2 protein-coding genes are annotated in these 3,044 nt (G+C 72.0%); both read right to left on the bottom strand.

From position 1 onward, the window contains the following. Positions 1–160: 160 nt before the first annotated feature. Positions 161–2,062: a hypothetical protein gene (locus tag QZY03_RS28755; RefSeq protein WP_295587289.1), complete on the bottom strand. Its 1,902-nt coding sequence runs from the start codon at positions 2,060–2,062 to the stop codon at positions 161–163. Continuing rightward, the gene (locus tag QZY03_RS28750) at positions 2,059–2,871 is read right to left on the bottom strand and encodes a DUF3142 domain-containing protein (protein ID WP_295587287.1); all 813 of its coding nucleotides are present in this window, start codon (positions 2,869–2,871) and stop codon (positions 2,059–2,061) included. Before QZY03_RS28750 ends, QZY03_RS28755 begins: the two co-directional genes overlap by 4 nt. Positions 2,872–3,044: the final 173 nt, after the last annotated feature.

Genomic DNA, 3,044 nt, shown 5'->3' with positions numbered 1-3,044 from the left:
TGACCTGGCGCATGGGGTATCGAATGACGAAGTTTCATGGGTTCTGATTCGGTTTGGGGCCGAATGCCCCTGAGAAACCGGTGTCGTGTACATCTTGGCTTTTGCAAATCAGTTGGTTACGGATTTCACTCGCGCCCCATCCCGATCGCGCCCCCGCCGATCAGTGCCCAGCCGGCTGGGCACGGATCCCCTTGCCCGCGGCGCGGATCTGCCGCGCCGCTCGGCCCTCGGAGAATAGCGGGTCCCAACGCAGCAGCTTGTTGTACAGGCGGTCGGCCTCGGCGAGCGCCGCCACGGCCTCGGGCGCACCCGGGTCCAGGCCGGCCAGCGCCGCCCCATAGGCATCCAGTGCCCGCTGCCGCTCGCCGCAGCGCCGCGCCCATTCGTCCAGACGGGCCTGCTGGGCCTTGGGCGGCTCGGGGTCGCCAGGATTGCTGTTACCCCGCGCGGGGACGGGCAGGAACAGCTTTCCCTCCTGCCCCAGCAGCCACCGCGCCAGGGCCAGGCGTCCGGCCGGGGTGCGGTCGGCGGCGTACCGGCCGGCCGCGCGCCAGAGCGCCGCCTGCGCGGGCGCGGGCGCGGCGGCGTCCAAGACCCGGGCACCGGCGGCCCAATCCCCATCGCCCAAGCGTCGGCAGGCCAACGCCTCGGCCGCCAGCGCGGCACGGGGTCCGTCGCCCTTGGCCAGGGCCGCCAGGCTCGTGTCGTCCGCGGCCACCCGCAGCAGATAGGCGGCGATCGACTGGTCCAGGGCCGGGAGGGTCGCGGCGCGGATGACCTGTCCGGTATCCACCAGTGCGGTGGCCAGGACGTCGGCCGATCTGGGGTCCTCGGTCGGATCCAGGCGCTCGGCCTGGCGCAGTGCCGCCGGGTGCCGCCCGACCCGGATCAGTGCCAGGGTGCGCAACTGCGCCCACAGCTCGCTCGGCCGGGCGGGCTGGCTCGGGAAGGCGTCCGGCAGACCCCGTCCCGGGTCGCTGGCCGCGGCAAGCAGCAGCCGCTCCTGGAGGTTGATCGCCCAAGGCGCACCGGCCGCCGCTTCGCTGCGCCGCCACAGCGCGTTCCACTGTGCGGGCGAGGGCGGCGCGACCTGGCCCAGCAGTGCCGAGGCCAGCACCGGGTCCGGCAGTGCGGCGAGGTCCAGGCCCTGCGGGCGCAGGCCGTTGCGAATCAGATGGCGCATCTCCCACAGCGCCCGCGCCGGGCGGCGCGGATAGAGCCCGAGCAGCAGATCCCAGGCGGCCGCGCCGTCGCCTTGCAGATACAGCACCCGCAGCGTCTGCAACCGGGCCAGGTCGGCCAGCGGATGCTCCGGGTAGCGGGCCAGCCAATCCTCATGGGCAGCGCGCAGCCCCGCCCAGGTCTCGGGGGTCGTGCCCTGAATCTTGCCCGGCCAGCCGACGCCGATCTCAGCAGTCATCCGGTTGCGCAGCGCCGCCAGCTCCAGCGAGGGTCGGCGCGGCGAGTCCGGGAAGCGCGCCAGGGTGGCCGCCGCCTGGTCGAAGGGGGCGGCGCGGATGGCCAGGGTCTGGTCGAGCAGCGGGGTGCCGCCGATTGCGGCCGTCCCCGCGAGCGCATCCGCCGCCAGGCCGGGATCGGTGTCGCCCAGCGCTGGCTCGATCTCGAGGAATTCGACCGCGCGCCGCATCGATTCGCCCCAGGGCGCCGCCAGGGGTGCGGGCAGGGACAGCAGCCTGTCGATCGCCTGCCGCGCGGCCTGGCGCGCACTTGGCGTGCCGCCGACGACCAGTGCCCGGTCCATGGCGTCCAGATCGGCCGCCACCGGGTTCGGATCGGGCGGGTCCGGACGCCGGTCCGACGTATAGGGCGTCCCATAGGCGAGCCGGGCCATGCGCTCGCCCGGATAGAAACCGGCCAGCCGGAAGGGGTCGAGAAAGCGGAATGGCTCCAGCCACTGGTCGTCGTTAGCGTCGGCGGCCAGCCGTCGGGCCTGCGGGTGCAGCGTCGGCCAGTAATCGCAGAAGGGCTGAGGACCGCAGGACCAGGTCGCGCCGGCGTACCCGATCAGCACGGCGCCAGCCAGCATGCAGCGCTTGTTCATGGAAGGCTCCGCAACAGCGGTGTCCAATCGAAACCGGCTGGAAAGACCCAGGTCCCGCGGAAGGTCGCAAGCTCGGCCAAGCGCGGCAGCGCCGCCAACCAGGCCGAATGCGCGGTTCCCGGACGGTCGAATCCGCCCAGCCCCAGGGCGAACGGGATGCCGGCGCGCCCCAAGGCGTCCGCCAGCGCCGCGGCGCGGGCCGGGGTCCAAGGCTCGCCGGTGTCGAACACCTGCGGCACATGGCCCGCCACCCGAGATGAGAATAGTGCACCGAAATCAGGGTCGCGCAGCTGCGCCGGCAAGGTGGTGATCCAGAGCACACGGCCGCGCAAGGCACCGGCCCGGCAGGCGTCCAGCCAGGTCGCGTAGACCGGGAGGCGGGCGACCGGGGCGTCGTAATCCAACTCCACCGGGGTACTCGCGAGACTGGGGTCCACCGCGGCCAGCAGCCGACCCAGCGCCTGGTCCAGTTGTGCACCGGTGCCGTCCGCCGGTGCACGGTGGAAGGCGTCGTCCAGCCGCACCACCAGCATGGCCGGCGGGCCGGCCAGGTCCGGGGGCAGGCGCAGGCGCAGGCGGGTGCGGACCTGGCCGTTCTCCCAGCGCAGCTCCGCGATGTTGATGGCCGCGGCCACGTCGGGGCGCACCTGGCGCGCCTGCTCCAGCACCGGCAGGTCGCGGCGCGACCAGAGCCATTGGCCGACCGGGCTGGCGGCGGCGAACGGTGCGCTCCAGGCCATGATCAGGACCCAGACGAGGGTGCGGGAGGCGATCACCGCGCCCCGAGCGTTGGCGATGCGATGGAACATCTGTCGTCCGGCCGATCGTGTTGTTTCGCTAACCCATCTTTAACATGACCCCATTGATAACGCCCCCAGATTGCGCCTAACCATTTGATCCGTATGTACACACTTCTGAAAATCGCAATGTAGTGCCAAGTTATTCAATAGGGGCGGAGTAAAGCCGGTGCCGGGTGTCGTAG

It is taken from the genome of uncultured Lamprocystis sp., assembly GCF_903933125.1.
Lineage (GTDB): Bacteria > Pseudomonadota > Gammaproteobacteria > Chromatiales > Chromatiaceae > Thiodictyon.
This window is presented reverse-complemented; position numbering and strand designations above follow the sequence as displayed.